A 20,519-nucleotide genomic window follows, 5' to 3' on the forward strand; every position below is an offset into this window, starting at 1 on the left:
CTAGCCAACACCGCTGTAGCGTCAAGTAGGAAGGCTATAGCAACGTCGGTGATTAACCAGCAATAATTGAACACCGATAGGTAATGCCTTGAGGTAATAACCCAGTGTTGAGCACTGAACGATGGAGTGACAATGAACCGATTGATCCCACTGCTGCTATTGCTGTTGGCCATGCCTAGCATGGCGGCTCGCCAGTTTGATATTGAAGTGATCATGTTTAAACGAGCGGTCGATGCAGAAAAAGTGAGTGAATCTTGGCCCAATAGCCTACCACCACTGAATTTTGCCCGCGCAGGCAGTTTTGCCGATGTCAGCTTTCGCCAAAGCAAAGGTGTCATTTTACTGCCCTCATCGGCCTATCAACTCAATGAGCAAGCTCAGAAATTAAGTAACCATGCTGGTTTTACGGTGCTGCTGCATACCGCTTGGCGACAAAATGATCAGGGACGCCAAGCTGCACCGGTATTTCATATTCAAGCAGGGCGGGATTTCTCAGACCAATTTCAGGCGGACGGCAACCCAATCGGCAGCCGTACTAGCGATGCTCCGATTGATGGTGTCACCGAAATGAGCATTGCTAAACCACTTTATGAGCTAGATGGTACTTTGCAAATCTATGTACAACATTTTTTATTTGCCGAAGCACTATTGGATTTGAAAAAACCAGCCGTGCGTGAAGTGACACTGCAAGATGCCCCATTGCAACTAAGTCTAATGCCAGAGGAGCAAGATGCGACTGTACAAGCTGGGTTGCTTGAAGCGGTATCACCGCAAGTTCAAGAGCAACGCTTCCTCAAAAGCTATCGGCTTGATCAAAAGCGTCGGATGCGCAGTGGTGAAACCCACTATCTGGATCACCCATTGATGGGTGTGATCATTCAAGTCCGTCGAGTCGCCGAATAATCTCTCTTAGGGGTTTGAGCCGTGATAGCCATTGTGGCGGCAAACCCCTTTACCAACCCAGTTCCTGTCTACGGCGGCTGGCCAATTATAGTTAGCCCCACGACCATTCCCCCGAGGTATTTGTCTCATAAACCTTACGCTATCTCATTTATAACAATGAGATCTGTCTGTAACACAAGAACTCTCCTAAGTTGCAGTGTTGTTGGGTTGAATCATCCATGATCCAACACCGATAATCCTGTCACTATCAGTATATTTTCTTCATGTTTGCTTAGTGATCAGCCTCCATCCCTAACACCATCTAATGCTGCTTATAACACGAAGATACGATCTGGATATAAACGATAAGGACAGCCCATGAAACTTAACCTCCCCCTATGCACCCTTGGGGCCGTAGTACTCAGTAGCTGGGGGATTCAAGATCCTGCCCATGCTGCAGATGAGATCCTAACCCAACTGAAATGGTCTTGGTCAACCAGTGCTTTTCATCCTGAGTCTAACCAAGTGATGACGACCCCGATTGTGGTACAGCTCAATGACGATAATGGCGATGGAAAAATTGATCAGCATGATGTCGCTGACATTGTGATTGTGACTTTTACCGGTAATCAATATTCCCAAGGTGGCTACCTTCGAGCACTAAGTGGCATTGATGGTTCAGAGCTTTGGGACTACAGCAATGGTGGCGTGATTGCCGATGCACGCTATGCTCCCGCTGCCGCAGATCTTGATGGCGATGGAATCGTCGAAATTGTCTCCACCAGCGGGCTAAGCCCCTATATCAATATTGTCGATCACCAAGGCAACCTCAAACAGCAATTGCTGAAATCAGCCTCTGGCTGGCGTTCTGTCGGCGATATTAGCCTTGCCGATATTGATAACGATGGCCAGATTGATATTTTAGCGGCCGATGGGGTGTACAACTACCATTCGGGTCTACTGTTTAGCCATGACTGGGCTCCCAGTTCGCTGGCCTTTGATAGCGATGACGATGGCCAACGTGAAGTGTTTGCCAATGGCACCTTGTACCAAAATAGTGGCGCGTATCTATGGCAATATTCCGCCAACGATACTGTGTGGTTCTCTTCAGTCGCCAACCTCGATTTGGATGAACAACCTGAACTGATTGTTTCTGTTCCGGCGTCACTTAGCACCCCAGAAAATAGTACTATCGCGGTACTTGAGCACGATGGCAGTGTGAAATGGCAAATCAGCAATTCATCTAATCCTGGCGGTAGCGTACAAGCCGTTTCCAGTTTCTTGGCCAAACCGAGTCGGATCGCAACCACAGTCGATGCCGAATCTTTGGTGTACGGTTACTCCGAATGGGGTGATCGCCAAAAGATCGTAGTCGAACCAGGCCAACCACTACTGATTCGCTCTGGTGCGGTAGTTGATGCAATAGGTGTAAATAGCCAAACCATGTTTGGGGGTAACGGTGGCTCAGTAAGCAGCATCGATACCAGTAAAGTCCGCGCCATTGAAGTGACTTATGGTAAGAATAAATATTGGTGGACTTACGGAATACTTGAAATGATCTTTACACTCGATAATGGCGAACAAGTCACTGTTGGGACTAAGGATTCAGCTTTTACTTATCCGAGTTTTGAATGGAAAACCAAAACCATCACTTACTTAGACTTTGAATGGCAAAGCAAAACGGTGTCTTATTGGTTATTTGGCTGGCACACCAAGCAAGTCTCCTACTTAGCACCGGTATGGAAAGAAAAAACCATTCCTTACCCAGTTCCAGTAATGCTGTCAAAATCGACGACAGTTCGTTATGAGGTCCCAAAAGACTCACAACTGTTAGGGGTCAATGTGTGGAGTAAACCACCACATCAGATCAAGCAATTACAGCAGGTTAACGCGGTGCAATTTTTGACCGGTAAACTCAGTACCGACGCCTCACATATGGGCATCGTATATGCCGGATATTATGCGGTTGATATGTACGATGCGGCAGGTAACCAAGTCTGGTCTGTAGCAAATGATGATTTAAACAGCGGTAAGATTGGGGTGTCGGCCTACGATTTCACTGGTGATGGCATCGATGAAGTGCTCGTGCAAGATCGTTTAAGAATGCGCATTCTTGATGGTAAAACCGGTCAGGTATTAAGCACTATTGCCAACTCATCAGGCACACTGTGGGAATACCCTATCGTCGTCGATTTGGCCGGCGACAATAATGCAGCACTGATCATGGTGGCCAATGATTACGATCGCGACAGCAAAATCAACCATGGTGTATATGTGTATGAATCGGCAGACCCAAGTAAACCTTGGCAAAATGCCACTCGGACATGGGAGCAATATGCTTTCCATTTCTCAGCGGTGAATAATGACGACCCTAATCCGCCACTGCCAAGTTGGTTAAGCCATAACAGCTTCCGCTCGGCGACAGTTCGGGTTCCATTACAGTAGCTTTAAGTTCCACACCAAACAAACCAAGCGGCCATTGGCCGCTTGGTTTGTTTCGTTGGGAAGTCTTAGTGTAATTTAAGGTTGGGTCTAAGCACTCGGTTAATTCTACCGACTAACATCATCAGTCCGGTTTTAAACACACCATGCAAAGCCATTTGGTGCATACGATACAGCGAAATATAAACGACGCGCGCAATACGTCCTTCAACCATCATCGAACCACGAGTGAGGTTACCCATCAAACTACCGACGGTTGAGAAACGGCTGAGTGATACCAATGAACCATGATCTTTATACACGTAGTGTTTCAATTCGCGACCATACATTTTGGCCACGATATTACGAAATGCCAATGAAGCCATTTGATGGGCAGCTTGAGCGCGTGGTGGGACAAATTTACCATCGGCTTGCGTGCATTGTGCCAAATCACCAATCACAAAAATGTCATCGTCACGGGTCGTTTGTAGGGTATTTTTCACCACCAGTTGATTGATGCGGTTGGTTTCTAGACCGGCAATATCTTTGATAAAGTTAGGTGCTTTGATGCCAGCCGCCCATACCATAATCTGTGCCGCAATTTTTTCACCATCTTTGGTGGTTAAACCGTCTTGCTCCGCTTTAGTCACCATCGTCATGGTACGCACATTCACCCCAAGTTTGGTCAACTCTTGATGTGCAGCAGCAGAAATACGTGGGGGTAACGCAGGTAAAATACGCTCACCCGCTTCAATCAGATTAACATTCAATTTACTTGAATCAAGATCGCCAAAGCCATAAGTGTGCAGTTCTTTGACGGCATTGTGCAGTTCAGCAGACAGTTCAACCCCAGTCGCACCTGCACCCACAATCGCAATATCAACCGTACCCTGACCGTTTTTCGCGTGCAGCTTGAGGAACTCATTGTTCATCTCAGTACGGAAGCGATTAGCCTGCTCAGGACTATCTAGGAAAATACAGTGCTCTTTCACCCCTGGGGTATTGAAATCGTTCGAGGTTGAGCCAATCGCTAATACCAACATATCGTATGCTAAATCACGTTTAGGCATCAGCAGCTCACCGTGCTCATCTTTGAGCTCACTTAACGTGATGGTTTTATTGTCGCGGTCAATCGACTCCAAACTACCAAGCTGGAAATCAAAACGGTGATTCTTCGCATGTGCACGGTAACTGAGCGCATCTACCCCCTCATCCAATGAACCAGTGGCCACTTCATGCAGCAGTGGTTTCCACAAATGGCTTGAATTACGATCCACTAGCGTAATATTGGCTCGTCCCTTACGACCAAGAGTGCGACCCAGTTTGGTGACTAGCTCTAAACCGCCAGCGCCACCACCTACAACGATAATTCGTGTCACAGCAACAATCCTCAACTAAAGATTAATAATTATTATCCAGCTCGATCACTCGCGCTGAGAAAATGGGTTACCAGCAGCAACTTATTGGCTGACTGGCAGATTTGGGTGCGGGTGGATTACTCTCAGCAACACGTTATAAGGTAGCAAAAGCTTGCGTTAGCACAAGTTATTGGCAAGTTTATCACTCGCTCTCAATTTTTTTTGATATTTATCAATAAATTTTAGTGTGAGCCATTATATCGGCCTGATTGGATCCTGCAACTATAGATTGATGTGCTTTGATGAGGTTTCTGGTGGGTAACGATAAAATAAAACAGCCTCATGAAGAGACTGTTGCTGCATATCATCAGTTTGGGCAATTAGGCGCTTTTAAAAGCCTTAATCGTTTGTAAATGGTGAGAAATTTTTTTGAATTTATGTGTCTGAGTTTCATCCCATCGGATTGGATAATAATCCTGCAACTCTTGCGCGCTGCACTGATTATCATGGATTTCATCCTGACGCGATAAGATCACTAAACAGCGGCCTTGGTTCTTGGCGCGAAATTTTGCTACGCATTTGGTCGCAATATCGTCATATTCTTCTGGGCGATCAATTCGACCAAGCATCGTACGTTCGGGATGCAAATTAGGATTAAACAGCACCTGTTTTATTCCACACAAGAAGCCAATCCGTTCTGACCAGTAACCACCAAGCCCAACACCACAAATTAGCGGCTGCGGATCATCCGATTGATGGATCGCCTTATCCACTTCTTTCAACAAGTGTTGCATATCGTGTTTTGGATGTAAGGTGCTGTAATTAATAAAACGTACATCACTATCAATAAACTGCAATTGCAGCACTTTTTCATGGTTGCCCGGGCTGGTTGAATCAAATCCATGTAAATAAATAATCATAATATTTCCCCCGTTGCTTGAAACTTCACTCTATCACGAAGAATTTTAATCCACTACGAGCTGTAGGGTTAAATTACGGTGCTAACTCTAACTCGCCGCCAACAGAATTTTCTCTAAGCGCTGTGCCTGCAGCCGATAAAGCTCATCGCCCCACAACTGATAAGCAAGCAGATACCAAAGCATCGCTAACATTGTGGTACGCGGCTGCCACGCGAGTACCCCTTCCACCCAATCATCAATCGCGGATAATTGACGCAATTGGCAATAACGAAATACCGCCTCTTGCACAGGGTGATCGGCGACATCAATACTCAGTGCTAAATCAATCCTCGGATCCGCTAACGCGGCATATTCCCAATCAATCACTCGCGGCCCCTGTGCACTGCCAACCATGTTATAACCAGCCAGATCAAAGTGGCATAACGCTTGGCCAACATCCACCAAATTGGGGATGTTACGCCACTTGGCATACAGCGCTTTAATTGAGTCCGATTTCAACCCATCACCGATTTGCAACCAGTAATGATCGATTCGACCAAGATAATTAAATGGAGCAACTGGGATGCGATGAATCGCCAATTGATGGATGCGGGTTTGAGTTTTGAGTAACGAATCAAAGGTAAGATTATCGGTCAGAGATTCTCCGGCGATCCACTCAACCAACAAACCTTGTGGATTAATCAGTTCCGCTTTAGGACCAATCGCAGCATGCTCAATCGCTTTAAGTATTTGATATTCTTGAACGCGAGAAATTGAAAATGCTTTGGTGATCGCCGTCACCGGACGCCATACAAAAGCACGCTCACCAGCCACAATTTTCCAGCAACGATTGGTCAGACCTCCGGTTAAGGTCTGCGCATAATCCGGAGGCTGCGAGAAAAAGTGGTTCAATGACAACAAAGTAGGGTCGAGCGAACAAGCTTCTCGCCACGCAATCTTTGCCATCATGTCACTCCTTTCCTATCCATGCTTTAAAAAGCCATGCGTGAAAAACCTAGGTGTTAAAAACCCTATACGTTAAAAAACTACGCACTAAAAACCGAGCAGACTCTTCGATTGTTGTTTACGAATTTCTGTTTCGTCAGCCCACTCAATTAAGCCGGTTTGTAAATCCATCAAACGCATGGTCATCTTGTAATAGACATCTTTATCCTTACCAGCACTTTTGTTAATGCTCGAAAGGTTACCGTACAACATATATTGCGCGCCGACCATTTTACCAAACTGAATCGCCGTGCTTTGATTGACTAGCTCATCGTTATTTTGGAAGTTAAGCTGATTGCGTACCGCTTCCACCCGATCCATATCAACAAAACGGAACTTACCGGAATTGAGCATTTTGGTACTGATGGTATCGGTGATCGACTCAGTATCAATATGCTCACTGGTTTTGTTCTTAATCCGCTCAACAAAAACAATCGGACGGCTATCACGCGTTATCGCCGCCACCGAGCCTGACATCATCATACTATCAACCATTTCGGCCGCAATTTTCTGCAAATCGGTAGAGCCAAAATCGACCGTGACAGTTTCCACAGCTTGAGCATCACCGTAACTGACTTTATTTGAACATCCGCCTAAAATGACCGCTAAACCTAGCAGGGCAAAAATACTTTTTTTCATCATAATTCCTCTTAACACACTGATTCTTTATTGGTGACTTGCTTGTTGGTTGACTGTTTTTGTGTTTATTGATTGTTTTTTCGTTTATTGACTGTTTTCGCGGATCTGGACGCGAAACTGCTTGCCATTAGGATTCACGGAAATCTCACTCAGTGACACCGTCTCCATACCGCGCAAAATCACAATTTTCCAAGGACTTAACTTGGTGTTCACCTCAAGCCCATCATTGTCATACCAGTAAAACCGATACTGAATATTCAAGTCACTTTTCTTTTGATTGAGGATCTGCACTACCCCTCGGGTATGGCCATCAACCAGTGTGGTTGTGATGCCCTCAATCTTGAGATGGTTGCTCAAACTGCTGTCATTAAATAACACCTGTCGCGATGCACCATCAACGCGCAAGCCCGCAGTATTCGCACTGCATCCCACCAACAGTAACCCAGTTAGTACAGCGAATAGCCATGTTTTCATTAGCGTATCCCCAGTTGTTTATGCCAAATGGTCGCACTATTAGCTTGCTGTGATAGCCAAACTAATGCAGTGCCATTTTCTGGAACATGGAAGGTATAGCGAGTCCCTGCAATATCCAGCACTTGATCGCCTGCACTGACCACTTGAGTGGCAGTATTAACAGTCGCAGGCAAAGTTAACCAGCTGCGCGTATCGGGCTGCTCGGTTAAGGTATTCCAAATATTAAACACTAAATTCGCCACATCCTCATCTTTGGCAGCCTCTTTGCGCAGTTGGTCTTTCGCAATCACCCGCAGAGCTTGACGCAATACTAATGTCGGCATTTGCTCACTTAATGCGTTGGAGGCCATTAAGTTCACATCCATCACTGGCATTGATGTCAGTTGACGGCCATTGAGTAATAATGGCGAATTATTGGCTAACACTGATGACGGGTAATACGGCAGTGCAAGAGAATACAACGCGGTGTTACCACGACTGTCAAATAACGGTAAAGCAATGCGCCACCCTTGTTTGGCTTGCACAATGCCCTGCTCAGCCAGCACGATCACTCGGGCTTGCCCAGCCGCCAAACGTTGCGGTTCCCCGTATTGCTGCTTAAGTAATGCAAGATCTTGCGTCATCCCTAAGCGCGACGCGACCCTCAACGTACCGTCGATCACCGCGCGATTATTGGGTGCCACCGCCAGTGCTCGGCGATAGTCGACATAAGCTGAGTTCAAATCGTTATCGGCTTCATAAAGTAGCGCAGACAGGTAAAGCAGATAGCCATTTTGTACCGCTTGTAAACTTTTACCCGCATCTGGGTATTGAGCCAGCACACTCCCTAAATTTGGTGATAAGCCTTGGGCACGCATCTCTTGCTCAGCTTTCCCCAACTGCTGTTCTCGCTGCTGTTTAGCTTGCTCCTGCACTTGATTAGCCCGCCGAATTTCGACCAATGCGCTATTTAAATCATTGCTGCGTACATAGTTCAACGCTAAGTACAAATGTAAAAAGCCTAGCTCATAATCGCTAGGCTCATATTCATTTAAATTATCATTAACTGCCAGTGAACCAACGCTGGTTGCACTACTACTCAGTGAGATGATCGCGCGATCTTGCTGCTGCTGCACTGCTTGATCAGCGGCCGCTAAACTTTGTCGACTTTCGGCGTATTGTTGATTAAGAAAATAAACGCGACCTCTTTCAAGGTTATCGAGCACCTCGCCTGCCACATATTCCGGCAATAATTGTGTCGCTTGCTGATATTGCCCTGCGGCAACCGATTGGTGTAATCCACTGTTTTGTGCGCTGTAATGACTAAAAAGATTGCCCGCGGTGAGATTGCTACACCCCGCGAGCAGTAATGGTGTCAAAATCAGTGTAATGCGCGAGAAAAAACGTTGCATATATTGAATCACTTTAATTGGTCACCTTGGCACAACCTACTCTGGTTTAACCCATTAAGAGAGGACCTAAAGGACGGCCGCCGACTAAATGCATATGAATATGATAGACCTCTTGGCCGCCGTGTGAATTACAATTCATGATCAAACGGTAACCATCTTCGGCAATCCCTTCTTGTTGGGCGATTTTTTTGGCCACAGTGAACATCCGGCCTAGCGCTAATTCATCGGCCATTTCTACATCATTCACCGTTGGGATCAACTTATTCGGAATGATCAAAATATGGCTTGGCGCGCGCGGATGAAGGTCGCGAAATGCAGTGACCAGATCATCTTGATAAAGAATATCGGCCGCAATTTCTCTGCGAACAATTTTACTGAAAATGGTTTCTTGCGCCATGAGTGACTCCATACAAAGCTTGGGATTGAAAAATTTCTGATTTGAGTATGCGTTAAGCAGTGCCAAAGCTCAATAAAAAACACTGTACAGTTAACAGAACCCGAGCCAGTTCACTGCTGAAAGAGTTTTTTTGCTGTCTCGGTCATAAAATGCGTTTCTCAACCTCAATACAATGCGGATCGTTTTGTTATTTTTTTAAGACACCTTTGTCTTTCATTTATTTTCATCAGAATGCGTCATTTTCGAGGGAGAGAACATATGCGGGGTTCCGTAATTAGACGTATGTATGCAGGTTTTGCACTCATTATTATTATGTTTATTGTTACCGTCACAATCGTATTGCGTGGCATGAGTCAGATCCACAGTAATTTTGAAAGCGTCTCTAACATCGCGCTACCTTTGGTTTCGTTGTCAAACCAAACCAGTGTTCAATTGTTATCGGCCGATAAATCGTTTAAAGATTTTTTGACCACGCAAAACACGGCACGCATGCAAGACATGCGTCAAGAATTTGTCGAATCAAAACGGCAATTTCAAACCGTTCTTGCGGCATTGAGTCAAGCAAGCCTAAATCATCCCAAACTTGAACAGCCACTTGCTGAACTAAAACAGCTCGAAGCACGTTATTTTAACGAAGCAGATTTAGCCATGAATAATTATCAGGCGATGTTTGCTGCGCAAGAGTCGGTGCAAAAATCAACCCGTGAGTTTCAACGCCTGCACTCAGAGTTAAGTATCGGTATGAAAGAGTTTGTCGACAATAACGACAGCATTTCAGTCAAGGTGATGGCGAAAAGTTATTTCATCAAATTGAAAGATGCCGAAGTGATCACCTCCGATGCATTAGCCAGCTCCGATGTGGTTTTTGTCGACAAAGCAGTTAATCAGAATCGGAAGGCGGTCACGCATCTGAATTATGCTTACCGTGGGCTGGCAACCCAAATGCCACAATTAAAAGATCGTTTTGATGAATTAGTCGAAAAATTTAGTCGAGATATTGGCCAAAAAGGTGGGGTTCTCGATCAACATGATGAGTATTTACGAGCCAGAACCGCGCTGTATGACAACATCACCAATCTCGCTAATCAAGTCGATAATGCGATGATCATTTTAGACGCGTTTAACCACACCGCGACTGATGATCTCAATCAATCTCTTGCCGAAGCGGGTACGGTTTACCAGCAAGGCGTCATCAAAGCGTTGGTGATTAGCGTTGCGGTTATTTTGCTCGCCACGGCGATCGGCTATCACTTAGCACACAGTGTGCGCGAACCTGTCACCCGCATCCTAAAAGCATTAGAAAGCCTAACCCAAGGTAATATGACCCAACGGATTGAAATTCGCTCCAATAATGAATTTAGTCGCTTAAGTCGCCATATCAACACTCTCGCAGATAGCTTGCACGAGATTTTAGTCAAACTAAACAGCGCATCCGATGATTTAACCGCTACCGCAGCCAATAACCAAACCACCTCACTGAGTGCGCAAAGCCAGCTCAATAGCCAACGAGAGCAAACCTCAAATGTGGCGACTGCGATGACTGAAATGGCTCATTCGGTGCAAGAAGTTGCCAATAGTGCGCAAAATTCTCTGGCGATGGTCCAGCAAGTAGAAGCAGCTTCTGAATCTGGTCGCCATATTATGAGCACCAATATCAGCACCATTGGTCAGCTAGAAGCGCGTTTAATTGAGTCGGTCAAAGCCGTGGCGGATTTGCGTAAGATGAGTAGCCAGATCGGCTCAATCCTCGATGTAATCCGCAACATTGCCGAACAAACCAACCTGCTGGCACTCAATGCCGCCATTGAAGCAGCACGTGCGGGTGAACAAGGGCGCGGTTTTGCGGTGGTCGCAGATGAAGTCCGTGTGCTGGCCCAGCGTACCACTCAATCAACTTCAGAAATCGAGTCAATGATCAGCAATCTGCAAGCTAGCTCTTCACTGGCCAATAATGTGATTGAAAGTTGTATGCAAGATATGGAACTGTCGGTTGAACAAGCTTCCCATGCCAACAGTGCGATGGAGGAAATTCAAGCTTTAATCATCGAAATTAGTCATATGAGTACCCATATTTCTCAAGCCGCGGGTGAACAAAATGAGACCACCAGCTCGATTGCACGCAGCATTGAAGATATCAACCATATCTCTGATGCAAGCTATCAAGCGATGTCGCAAATCGCGCAAACTAGCACCAACTTAACCACACTGGCCGAACAACAGAGTTCATTAGTACATCGATTTAAACTCTAACCCAACGGTTCACTACAACAGCTTAGTGTCAATTTTTCCTCAAAGAGCGACTTTTCACCGGAGTCGCTCTTGTTTTTTGGGCTCTTGACCGTTATATGACGGATAACACTTACCCAAGGTTTGCTTGATTTCGGCAAGCCACTGATGAGGATGGTTTATGGCAATTCACGTCGGGATTATTGACCAAGATCCGGTACGCTTAATCACACCGCTACTCGATAACCGAATGCTCAGCCGCCACATTATTTTCATTGGCGACCAAAGCCAGCAATTGATGTTCCAGCGCCTGAGTGCGGTATTACAACAACGCGCTATTGGCTCGGATTTTTTTGAGATCCCAGCAGGAGCCAATACTTCTGCCATCAAAAATGCGATTGGTCAGTTGGCTGCCACATTGCAAGCTCGGGGAGATGAGGTCAAATTTAATGCCAGTTGTGGCCTACGTCATCGCTTACTCTCTGCCTATGAAATTTTTCGTAGCTATCAGTGGCCGATCTTTGTGGTCGAGCCAAACAGTGATTGCCTGTGCTGGCTTTACCCTGATGGAAATCAGGACACTCAAGTGCAAGATCACATCACCATCGCCGATTATCTGACCATTTTTGGTGCGCGAGCTGAATTCAATCCATACCAAATTCCCCCACCATTAGACCAACGGCAGCACCAATTAGGCGAACGCTGGGCTGGAAAAGCGTTGGAATTCGGTCCCGGTCTAGCCACGTTGAATTATTTGGCCACTACTTGCCGCAAGGAACAACGACTCGATGTTGAGCTATCCGATAAACAACAAGGTTATCGTGAACTCAATTTATTAATAGCTGACTTGGTCGATGCCAATCTCGCCCATTATGCTAATGGCACCCTAACTTTCAGTAGTGAAGAAGCACGTCGATTTGCCAATGGTGAATGGCTAGAAGCGCTGGTGCATAACACCGTGAAGCAAATACAAGATGATCTGCCCACCATTCAAGATAGCTCGCTCAATGTTCAAGTTTATCGTCAAATCGGCGAACGTGAGGTACGTAACGAGTTGGATGTCGCCACGGTAGTCAATAACAAATTGCACATCATTGAATGCAAAACCAAAGGTATGTGCGATGATGGTGACGATACCTTGTACAAACTGGAATCGCTGCGTGATCTGCTTGGCGGTTTACAAGCCCGAGCGATGTTGGTTAGCTTCCGGCCATTACGCCACAATGATATTACTCGTGCCGCCGATCTGGGGCTAGCGCTGATCGGCCCTGACGAGTTAAGAGATCTAAAAACCCATTTGACGCAATGGTTCAAAGAGGCCGGAGGACATTAATCCTTATCCCGTTGGCTTGATGTGATAACCGCACTGCTTTGACTGCAAGCTGTGCGGTTTTGGAGTTTGGAGCCAAGACTCACTCAACTATCCTAACAATCATCTTCAGTAAAGTTCGATGGCAAGGTCATTTTCATCTCATTCCAGATGTGAGCACTGGCAATACCGTATTGACGGATCACATGAGGCAATTGCTCTCGTTCACCGCTTTGGCAAACCGCCAATAATTGGCGATAAAAATCCATCGCTAATTCACGCGCTTGCGGATTAGAGAAGTAGTAACAGCCGACCCGATCGTATAGCTTCTTTACCCCATTAAAAATCAAGCCATAAATCTGATTCCCAGAGTGGAACGCCAAGCGCTGAAACAGCATATAGTCATAGAAATTGAAGGTCTTCGCGATCAAGATCTCCTGCCGCTTCAACTCATCTTTTTCGCTATCCTCTTTGACTTGCTGCAAAATTTTTTCAGCATAAGGTGAAGTGGTAATAAACTCCGTCCAAGATGGGGCTTGAATTAGCGTCTCACACGATTCAATCACATTGAGTATGATGCGCTCAGCACTCTCTTTATTGAGTTTGAAAGTATTGCGCATAAAAATAGGGCTAATATTGGTTCTCGCCGACAGCAGATCTTCCACAATACTGGTGGCATTGTCGGCATCGAGTGTCATCAAGGTGTCCAAGATATGTAACCCGGAAGTTTCCATAAACTGATTCACTTTGGTTGGTTTACCGTGCTGGATTGTCAGCCAGCCATCACGCGCCAAACGCTGTAATACTTCTCGCAAAGTGGTACGCGTCACGCCGATCAATTCAGAAAGCTCACGCTCTGCAGGTAAAATCGAGCCAGGGGGAAAGCGACCATTCCAAATACTTTCAATAATGTACTTCTCAGCGAAACCTGCTGGGCTTTTTGCCTTAATGACCATTAATCAGTTATCCAATGCTTATTTTATTTGGGTCGAATGGCACTCATCATACCACTAGTTTCTCTTCGCCGAAAACCAAGCAGCACTATTCTTGTCACAAAGCTGAAATAGTGTAATTACTCTAATTTAACCTAACAGAACCAACTGGAGCCATTTGCTGCAAAAATAAGCTGAAATAAATTTGCATACACCGAACCACATAAATCACTTGGAATTAAATAGAGTTAGCTCACACTTTGATGAATCTTTTTAGCAAAATAAACTTACTCCAAAGAGGTATTTATTCCGAGTTAATATGTATTAAATTCCATTTTGCCTGACTGACCGCGACTAGGTGATTTTTTAGATGGTTTAATCCATGGCATACGCCACCTTGATCGCGTTTTTAACTAAAGCTAGCCAATTTTTTATCATCATCCTGTTGATTGTTGACTATTATTTAACGGTGCAATTTCGTTGTAAGTTCAATATCCACACGATTTGGAATGATGCGTTGGCGGCAGGCCAGCCAATCATTAACCGCAGATGCAAACTAAAGTCATCACCTATACCCAAACAACTTGGAGTTGCAGGTAGGCGGCAAGTAAGTGAGTCCCCATGAGCATAGGCAAACTATGTGATTGGGGTGAACGAACGTAGCCAACACCGCTGCAGCTTCAAGTAGGAAGGGGATAACAACTTAAGAGTAATCACCATGCCAATATCCCTCGGAAATGTGTTTATCAAAAATTTCCTTGGCAAAGCGCCTGATTGGTACAAAGTAGCCATCATCGCTTTTCTTATTATTAATCCTATCGTGTTCTTTTTTATCAATCCGTTCTTGGCCGGTTGGTTACTGGTGATTGAGTTTATTTTTACTCTCGCGATGGCTCTGAAGTGCTATCCGCTACAGCCTGGCGGATTACTGGCACTAGAAGCGATTGCGATTGGCATGACCAGCCCAGAACAAGTCAAACATGAACTGGTCGCCAATATTGAAGTGCTGCTGCTGCTGGTATTTATGGTCGCAGGCATCTACTTTATGAAGCAGTTGCTACTGTTCATTTTTACCAAGATCCTGCTTGGTATTCGTTCTAAAATCCTCCTTTCGATTGCCTTTAGTGTCACCGCAGCCTTTTTGTCCGCCTTTCTCGATGCATTAACCGTGATTGCCGTGATCATCAGTGTCGCGGTAGGTTTTTATTCGATTTATCACAAAGTAGCCTCAGGTCAGCCCAGTTTGTCTGCAGCCGATGAAAAGGCCGATGAGCAAGACGATGATGATGGCGTATCGGAATTGACTCGTGATGACTTACAACGTTATCGCGCATTTTTACGCTCATTACTTATGCATGCTGGGGTGGGAACCGCATTGGGTGGCGTTACCACTATGGTTGGTGAGCCGCAAAACCTGATCATCGCCGATCAAGCGGGCTGGCAATTTGGTGAGTTTTTACTGCGTATGGCTCCGGTTACGGTACCGGTATTTATCGCTGGCATAATCACTTGCACGCTGATCGAAAAATTCCAGCTGTTTGGTTATGGCGCACATTTGCCTACCAATGTGCGGCAAATTTTGCTCGATTTTGATGCAGAACAACGCCAAAATCTCACCAAGCAAGATATCGCCAAACTTTGGGTACAAGGCATGATCGCAGTATGGCTGATTGCGGGTTTAGCGCTCCATTTAGCAGCAGTCGGTCTAATCGGTTTATCGGTGATCATTCTCGCCACCGCATTTACCGGCATTATTGAAGAGCATTCACTCGGCAAGGCTTTCGAAGATGCGCTGCCTTTCACCGCATTACTGACCGTATTTTTCTCGATTGTCGCTGTCATTATCGACCAAGAGCTGTTTAAACCCTTGATTGATGCAGTACTTAATGTCGAAGATCATGGCACCCAACTTGCCTTATTTTATGTCGCCAATGGCTTGTTATCTATGGTGTCAGATAACGTGTTTGTCGGTACGGTCTACATCACCGAAGTAAAAACTGCACTAATTGAAGGGATGATTTCGCGCGATCAGTTTGATTTATTGGCGGTCGCCATCAATACCGGTACCAATTTACCTTCGGTTGCGACCCCGAACGGCCAAGCCGCCTTCCTGTTTTTATTAACCTCAGCACTCGCACCGCTGATCCGGCTCTCTTATGGGCGCATGGTCGTGATGGCGTTTCCTTATACCCTAGCGCTATCACTGATCGGTTTTATTAGCATCATGTTCTTGCTAGAACCAATGACCGAGCTTTTCTATAGTTTGGGCTGGATCACTCATCACCCCGTGCCGACGGCAACGCTACTGCCCAATGGCCACTAAATTTGCGTTGCACCGGAAACTAATCCAAGCTAAAAAGCTCTGAGTTATTCAGAGCTTTTTTCAAAAGGATCTATCTGTGCGTGTACTCTCTTTACTGAACCGCTTTTCTCAATCACGGCTAGCTTGGCTATTGCTACTGGCTTTTGTGGTTTTCTTTACCTTATGTGCGCTGTATTTCCAACATATACTGCAGCTTGCACCTTGTGTGATGTGCATCTACGAACGTATTGCGATGTTGGGGATCGGAGCTGCCGCGTTAATCGGTGCGGTGGCACCACAAAATCCAGTAATGCGTTGGCTCGGTTTTGCCGCTTGGGGAGCCAGTAGCTATAAAGGTTTGAGCTTGGCGATTGAACATGTCAACTATCAGTTCAATCCATCACCTTTTGCCACCTGTGATCTGTTTGTTACCTTTCCAGCTTGGGCACCGCTGAATCAATGGGCTCCTAACCTGTTCGAAGCTTATGGCGATTGCAGTAAAATTGTCTGGCAATTTTTAACCCTTTCAATGCCGCAATGGCTAGTGATTATTTTTGCTGCCAATTTAATCGCGTTAACGATTTTCGTGCTGGCACAGTTGGCTAAACTATTAAAATCATAGCGTTTAGCTAACGCTCGAGCGCGACGGCTTACCCTCATCCATAATGGAAGGATTCAAATAACTAAGGCGCTTATAGCGCCTTAGTTATTTTTTAACCACGTAGTGATGCTTGATTAATCACGCATTGGCGCAGGGGCAAGCACATCGCGGTTACCATTATGGCCCGGAGAACTGACAATACCTTGTGCTTCAAGTTGCTCAACGATGCGTGCTGCTCGGTTATAGCCAATTTTAAAACGGCGTTGAACACCTGAGACCGAGCCGCGGCGTGTTTCAACCACATGCTCAACCACTTGATCAAATAGCGGATCGAGATCCTCATCCGATTCTAACTGCTCACCCGGCAACATCGCTTCAGGGCCATGATCACCTTGAATGATTTCGCTGATGTAATTCGGTTTACCGCGCGCTTTCCAGTTATTAACGACCGCATGCACATCATCGTCCGAAGCAAAAGCACCATGTACCCGAATCGTGTGGCTTGAACCCGGTGGTAAATAGAGCATATCCCCCATACCGAGCAATGATTCCGCACCACTTTGATCCAAAATGGTTCGCGAATCCGTTTTGGTCGATACCGTAAAGGCGACCCGAGTTGGGATGTTGGCTTTAATCAGTCCGGTGATCACATCGACCGATGGACGCTGAGTGGCCAAAATCAGGTGAATACCAGCCGCACGAGCCTTTTGTGCCAAACGGGCGATCAACTCTTCAACTTTTTTGCCGACCACCATCATCAGATCGGCAAATTCATCAACCACCACCACAATATAAGGCAATTTTTCCAACAGCGGTGGCTCGCTCTCCATACTATCACCCTCTTTCCAGAGCGGATCGTAGATCGGATGCCCCGCTTCTGCGGCCATGCGTAACTTATCATTAAAGCCTTTGATGTTACGCACCCCAAGCACGGACATCAGCTTATAGCGGCGCTCCATTTCACCCACACACCAACGCAGAGCATTCGCCGCATCTTTCATATCGGTGACTACTTCAGCGAGCAAGTGAGGAATGCCTTCATAAACCGAAAGCTCAAGCATTTTAGGGTCAATCATGATGAAACGAACCTCTTCCGGAGACGCTTTATAAAGCATGCTCAGGATCATCACGTTGACGCCGACCGATTTACCGGAGCCCGTGGTACCAGCCACCAGCACATGTGGCATTTTAGCCAGATCTACCACTACTGCATCGCCAGCAATATCTTGTCCAAGGACCACAGAGGTTGGTGATTTTGATTCTTTAAACTGGGCGCTGGCAATCACATCAGAGAGATACACCGTCTGACGTGACATATTGGGCAATTCCAGCCCCACATAGGGTTTACCCGGGATCACTTCCACAACCCGAACCGCCATCGCCGATAATGAGCGAGCTAAATCCATCGACAGGCTAGAAATACGGCTAACTTTAACCCCAGGCGCTAAATCCAATTCAAAACGAGTAATCACTGGACCAGGGAAAATATCCACTACCTGAGCTTGGATTTTGTAATCGGCTAATTTGGCTTCCACCAAACGCGCGATCTCTTCTAGCGCTTCGCGGTCGATAAAGTTTTCACGCTTCTCTGGGTGATACAGTAGCTCTAAGGTCGGCATTGGCTCGGTCGGCTTAGGTAAATTGACCGCTTGCTGCACTAAAAATGGGTTCTGTTTGGCCGCCACACTGGCCTGTGCTTGCGCGACAATATTTTGAAATGCACTGACATCGCTATCCGCGAATTGATCATCATCTTGCGCATCCAACTCAGGTTCCATCGAAATCGCAGGTAACTCATCAAGCTCCTCTTCTGACCAATCCATATTTGAGATGCGCGGTTCACTCTCTTCATCGGCAATATCGACGTTAAAACTGTGGCTAAAAGGCTCATCACTCGTTTCATCGTCTGGCGTGATAACCGGCGATACAGGGTTGTCAGCCAGATGAGTGATTGAGCTTTGCTCAGCCAATTCATCGGCATAATCATCAACCAAACGCGCTTGTTGATCGAGCTCTTCAATCGTGGCATCCCACTGCTGAGTGCGAGTCGAAAACCTAGCTGGCTCAGCGATTATTACTTCTGGTGCTGGCGGTTCAGGTTGACACAGCGACGATGGGTCAATCGGTGCGCTATCACGCGCTTCAGGCATATGAATATTAAAGCGCCGTGAGTTAAGTGTGGGTTCAACAAGGACAACTTCGCTCGTAGCGGACAATGGTGGTTCCAACTCTGCAGAGAGCAATTCAGGTTGGTGCAGATCTGCGTTGATCAATTCTGGCTTAATTAACTCAGGGATCAGCCGTTCGCTTTTTTCACCGCGTAGCCGGCTCAATACGCGAATAAACGCACTAATACTGCGCTCACCAATCCACTCGACGATCCGCAACCAAGAGATCCCAGTCAGCAACGTAAAGCCAGCTCCCCATGAAAAAAGTAAGACTAACGTGGTGCCGAGTAAATTGAGCGTGGGCAGCGCTAAGCTGGTTAATACATCGCCAATCACACCGCCCGATGAGAAATACCAAATATCGTCAAAGTTGATGTCCGCCAAGCCACAACTGGTCAGTAAAAGGATGGTTAAGCCAAGTAGCTTGGTCGCCCAAAGGGTAAAATCAATCGGCTCATCTTGATCACGAGTGCGCAGCGTGACCCAAGCCATCGCCGCCACAATCACTGGCAACGGATAGGCCAAACAACCAAAAATGAAAAATAGCGTATCGGCGAGCCAAGCTCCGGCCAGACCACCGACATTATGAATATCACTGCCCCAAGCCGTTTGTGACCATGATGGATCGGCCGGATTAAAACTAAACAGTGCAATCGCGAGAAAAATAGCAAATAAAACAGCTAAAATCAGGCTGCTTTCTTTCAGACGTTGTGAGCCATTGAGTCGAGAGGAAGGAAGCTCCTCACTCGTTTTAATAATGGTTTCGACTTTATTTTTGCGCTCTTTGAACATAAACCAACTTGAATACGATTAAGGCCACACTACGTAATACAATACGCAGCTTAATGGCGTGAAAACAGTCCGAGCGGCATACGCCGCTCGGTTTGTTGGGAGATTTAACCATATCAACAGCAAAAACCCAATTCGCGTAAGTCAGAATGTGGCAATATCTCCAACATTCGCTGTTGCTTAACGAGTTTTAATCACTAGCTGGTTGGTTTGTTTCACTTCTTCCATCACTACGTAGGTACGTGTGTCATTGACGCCAGGTAAACGCAGCAAGGTATCGCCAAGCAAACGACGATAAGCGCCCATGTCCGATACCCGAGTTTTAAGCAGATAGTCAAAATCACCCGACACTAGATGACACTCTTGAATATCATCCAATTTTTGTACCGCGGTATTGAATTGTTCAAATACATCGGGCGCACCACGATTTAACGTAATTTCAACAAATACCAATAGTGACGCGTCCAGATACTGGGGATTTAATAACGCGGTGTAACCGGTAATAAATCCTTGACGTTCCAAACGTCGTACCCGCTCAAGACATGGTGTAGGTGAAAGCCCTACACGTTTTGATAATTCTACGTTTGAAATTCGACCATCTTTTTGCAATTCATTCAATATATTGCGATCAATACGGTCTAAGTCCTTAGACGGCTTCTTATAACTATCCACCATTTTTTATTCCACCTTATTACTTCCTTGCAAAAAAATACACTACAACTGCTT

Annotated in this window: 16 protein-coding genes; 6 read left to right on the plus strand and 10 right to left on the minus strand. The window is 46.0% G+C overall.

From position 1 onward, the window contains the following. Nucleotides 1-132 precede the first annotated feature (132 nt). Nucleotides 133-903, plus strand: a complete 771-nt coding sequence (locus OOK74_RS07195) for a peptidoglycan binding protein CsiV (protein ID WP_278182495.1) — start codon at nucleotides 133-135, stop codon at nucleotides 901-903. Between the two features lie 357 nt (nucleotides 904-1,260). Then, complete coding sequence (locus tag OOK74_RS07200) at nucleotides 1,261-3,327, plus strand: beta-prism lectin domain-containing protein (protein WP_278182496.1); 2,067 nt, start codon at nucleotides 1,261-1,263, stop codon at nucleotides 3,325-3,327. Between the two features lie 65 nt (nucleotides 3,328-3,392). On the opposite strand, the gene OOK74_RS07205 is transcribed toward OOK74_RS07200, so the two are convergent. The 7 genes from OOK74_RS07205 to hinT form a co-directional block, all read right to left on the minus strand. Beyond that, a complete protein-coding gene (locus OOK74_RS07205) occupies nucleotides 3,393-4,682 on the minus strand; it encodes an NAD(P)/FAD-dependent oxidoreductase (protein WP_274721345.1) in 1,290 nt (429 codons plus the stop codon). Between the two features lie 359 nt (nucleotides 4,683-5,041). Then, nucleotides 5,042-5,581 carry an alpha/beta hydrolase YcfP gene (gene ycfP, locus OOK74_RS07210; protein ID WP_274721344.1) on the minus strand — a complete coding sequence of 180 codons (540 nt, stop codon included), beginning with the start codon at nucleotides 5,579-5,581 and terminating at the stop codon, nucleotides 5,042-5,044. Nucleotides 5,582-5,668: 87 nt separating this feature from the next. Continuing rightward, complete coding sequence (locus tag OOK74_RS07215; protein WP_274721343.1) at nucleotides 5,669-6,526, minus strand: phosphotransferase; 858 nt, start codon at nucleotides 6,524-6,526, stop codon at nucleotides 5,669-5,671. Nucleotides 6,527-6,613: 87 nt separating this feature from the next. Continuing rightward, entirely contained in the window at nucleotides 6,614-7,204 is a 591-nt protein-coding gene (lpoB, locus tag OOK74_RS07220) for a penicillin-binding protein activator LpoB (protein WP_274721551.1), read from the minus strand. An 84-nt stretch (nucleotides 7,205-7,288) separates the two neighbouring features. Continuing rightward, nucleotides 7,289-7,678, minus strand: coding sequence for a YcfL family putative periplasmic lipoprotein (locus tag OOK74_RS07225; RefSeq protein ID WP_274721342.1), 390 nt, complete (start codon nucleotides 7,676-7,678; stop codon nucleotides 7,289-7,291). Beyond that, nucleotides 7,678-9,069, minus strand: a complete 1,392-nt coding sequence (locus OOK74_RS07230; RefSeq protein ID WP_274721341.1) for a COG3014 family protein — start codon at nucleotides 9,067-9,069, stop codon at nucleotides 7,678-7,680. Before OOK74_RS07230 ends, OOK74_RS07225 begins: the two co-directional genes overlap by 1 nt. A 46-nt stretch (nucleotides 9,070-9,115) precedes the next feature. Continuing rightward, nucleotides 9,116-9,466 carry a purine nucleoside phosphoramidase gene (gene hinT / locus OOK74_RS07235; RefSeq protein WP_166014725.1) on the minus strand — a complete coding sequence of 117 codons (351 nt, stop codon included), beginning with the start codon at nucleotides 9,464-9,466 and terminating at the stop codon, nucleotides 9,116-9,118. A 258-nt stretch (nucleotides 9,467-9,724) separates the two neighbouring features. Between hinT and OOK74_RS07240 the strand changes: the two genes are divergently transcribed. After that, nucleotides 9,725-11,716 (plus strand): methyl-accepting chemotaxis protein, encoded by a 1,992-nt coding sequence (locus OOK74_RS07240; RefSeq protein WP_278182497.1) that lies wholly within the window; start codon nucleotides 9,725-9,727, stop codon nucleotides 11,714-11,716. Nucleotides 11,717-11,873: 157 nt separating this feature from the next. Further along, nucleotides 11,874-13,025, plus strand: a complete 1,152-nt coding sequence (locus tag OOK74_RS07245) for a DUF1887 family protein (protein ID WP_278182498.1) — start codon at nucleotides 11,874-11,876, stop codon at nucleotides 13,023-13,025. A 92-nt stretch (nucleotides 13,026-13,117) separates the two neighbouring features. On the opposite strand, the gene fadR is transcribed toward OOK74_RS07245, so the two are convergent. Beyond that, nucleotides 13,118-13,957 (minus strand): fatty acid metabolism transcriptional regulator FadR, encoded by an 840-nt coding sequence (gene fadR / locus OOK74_RS07250; protein WP_278182499.1) that lies wholly within the window; start codon nucleotides 13,955-13,957, stop codon nucleotides 13,118-13,120. Between the two features lie 694 nt (nucleotides 13,958-14,651). On the opposite strand from fadR, the gene nhaB reads away from it, so the two are divergent. Both nhaB and dsbB read left to right on the plus strand, forming a co-directional pair. Further along, nucleotides 14,652-16,256, plus strand: a complete 1,605-nt coding sequence (gene nhaB / locus OOK74_RS07255) for a Na(+)/H(+) antiporter NhaB (protein ID WP_277206014.1) — start codon at nucleotides 14,652-14,654, stop codon at nucleotides 16,254-16,256. 76 nt (nucleotides 16,257-16,332) lie between these two features. Next, nucleotides 16,333-16,857 (plus strand): disulfide bond formation protein DsbB, encoded by a 525-nt coding sequence (dsbB, locus tag OOK74_RS07260; protein ID WP_277206015.1) that lies wholly within the window; start codon nucleotides 16,333-16,335, stop codon nucleotides 16,855-16,857. 113 nt (nucleotides 16,858-16,970) lie between these two features. On the opposite strand, the gene OOK74_RS07265 is transcribed toward dsbB, so the two are convergent. Together OOK74_RS07265 and lrp are read right to left on the minus strand one after the other, a co-directional pair. Continuing rightward, nucleotides 16,971-19,796, minus strand: coding sequence for a DNA translocase FtsK (locus tag OOK74_RS07265; RefSeq protein WP_278182500.1), 2,826 nt, complete (start codon nucleotides 19,794-19,796; stop codon nucleotides 16,971-16,973). A gap of 177 nt (nucleotides 19,797-19,973) precedes the next feature. After that, nucleotides 19,974-20,468 (minus strand): leucine-responsive transcriptional regulator Lrp, encoded by a 495-nt coding sequence (gene lrp / locus OOK74_RS07270; protein ID WP_000228498.1) that lies wholly within the window; start codon nucleotides 20,466-20,468, stop codon nucleotides 19,974-19,976. Nucleotides 20,469-20,519: the final 51 nt, after the last annotated feature.

It is taken from the genome of Vibrio misgurnus (assembly GCF_029635775.1).
GTDB lineage: Bacteria > Pseudomonadota > Gammaproteobacteria > Enterobacterales > Vibrionaceae > Vibrio > Vibrio chanodichtyis.

What these genes read in the sequence shown, in the direction of transcription:
- OOK74_RS07230 (WP_274721341.1), bottom strand. Translation starts at nt 9,069, where the DNA reads ATGCAACGTTTTTTCTCGCGCATTACACTGATTTTGACACCATTACTG.
- OOK74_RS07265 (WP_278182500.1), bottom strand. Translation starts at nt 19,796, where the DNA reads ATGTTCAAAGAGCGCAAAAATAAAGTCGAAACCATTATTAAAACGAGT.
- ycfP (WP_274721344.1), bottom strand. Translation starts at nt 5,581, where the DNA reads ATGATTATTTATTTACATGGATTTGATTCAACCAGCCCGGGCAACCAT.
- OOK74_RS07240 (WP_278182497.1), top strand. Translation starts at nt 9,725, where the DNA reads ATGCGGGGTTCCGTAATTAGACGTATGTATGCAGGTTTTGCACTCATT.
- OOK74_RS07245 (WP_278182498.1), top strand. Translation starts at nt 11,874, where the DNA reads ATGGCAATTCACGTCGGGATTATTGACCAAGATCCGGTACGCTTAATC.
- lrp (WP_000228498.1), bottom strand. Translation starts at nt 20,468, where the DNA reads ATGGTGGATAGTTATAAGAAGCCGTCTAAGGACTTAGACCGTATTGAT.
- OOK74_RS07215 (WP_274721343.1), bottom strand. Translation starts at nt 6,526, where the DNA reads ATGGCAAAGATTGCGTGGCGAGAAGCTTGTTCGCTCGACCCTACTTTG.
- OOK74_RS07195 (WP_278182495.1), top strand. Translation starts at nt 133, where the DNA reads ATGAACCGATTGATCCCACTGCTGCTATTGCTGTTGGCCATGCCTAGC.
- lpoB (WP_274721551.1), bottom strand. Translation starts at nt 7,204, where the DNA reads ATGAAAAAAAGTATTTTTGCCCTGCTAGGTTTAGCGGTCATTTTAGGC.
- OOK74_RS07200 (WP_278182496.1), top strand. Translation starts at nt 1,261, where the DNA reads ATGAAACTTAACCTCCCCCTATGCACCCTTGGGGCCGTAGTACTCAGT.
- hinT (WP_166014725.1), bottom strand. Translation starts at nt 9,466, where the DNA reads ATGGCGCAAGAAACCATTTTCAGTAAAATTGTTCGCAGAGAAATTGCG.
- fadR (WP_278182499.1), bottom strand. Translation starts at nt 13,957, where the DNA reads ATGGTCATTAAGGCAAAAAGCCCAGCAGGTTTCGCTGAGAAGTACATT.
- OOK74_RS07225 (WP_274721342.1), bottom strand. Translation starts at nt 7,678, where the DNA reads ATGAAAACATGGCTATTCGCTGTACTAACTGGGTTACTGTTGGTGGGA.
- nhaB (WP_277206014.1), top strand. Translation starts at nt 14,652, where the DNA reads ATGCCAATATCCCTCGGAAATGTGTTTATCAAAAATTTCCTTGGCAAA.